This window comes from Pseudoalteromonas sp. MMG007, from assembly GCF_018100985.1.
In the GTDB taxonomy this organism is placed as follows: Bacteria; Pseudomonadota; Gammaproteobacteria; order Enterobacterales; family Alteromonadaceae; genus Pseudoalteromonas.
Map to the genome: position 1 here is coordinate 1 of NZ_JAGJEI010000047.1, position 616 is coordinate 616.

General features: G+C 47.1%; 1 protein-coding gene. It reads left to right on the forward strand.

All coding sequences use genetic code 11. From position 1 onward, the window contains the following. Positions 1-21: 21 nt before the first annotated feature. Positions 22-616, forward strand: a 595-nt coding sequence (locus J8L71_RS18350) for an AMP-binding protein (protein WP_211001801.1), incomplete at its 3' end; no start/stop codon positions are given.

A 616-nucleotide genomic window follows, 5' to 3' on the forward strand; every position in this document is an offset into this window, starting at 1 on the left:
CGTTCGGTGGTGTCGTTGGTGATGAATAACCACTTTGTTCCACTGTCGGCTGATACAGTGATGTTACAGGGGGCCACGGTGTCATTTGATGCGGCCACGTTTGAACTGTGGGGCGCGTTATTGCATGGAGGACGCCTTGTTATTCCTGCGTTTTCAGTGGTGGATATCAAGACGTTAGGTGATTTTATCTCGCGGCATAGTGTGAACACTGTGTGGATGACGGCAGGGTTATTTGATCAATTTGCTGTGCAATACAATGATGACTTAACGTCGCTACGTTATTTATTAGTAGGGGGCGATAAAGTTAGCCCACACACTGTACGGCGTTTTCAGTCAAAATATTCGCAGACGAGTCTGATAAACGGTTATGGACCTACAGAGAACACAACGTTTAGTACCACGTACCATATAGGAAGTGCAGATGCTAACTGCCTGTCGGTTCCTATAGGTAAGCCGTTATCGAATCGTCGCGTGTATGTATTAAACCGCGAGCAGGGTTTTAGTCCTGTGGGGGCGATTGGTGAATTGTATGTGGGAGGTTCGGGTCTGGCTCGGGGTTATCTGAATCGTGATGAGTTAACGGCAGAGAAGTTTATCACGGCATCATTTAATGATG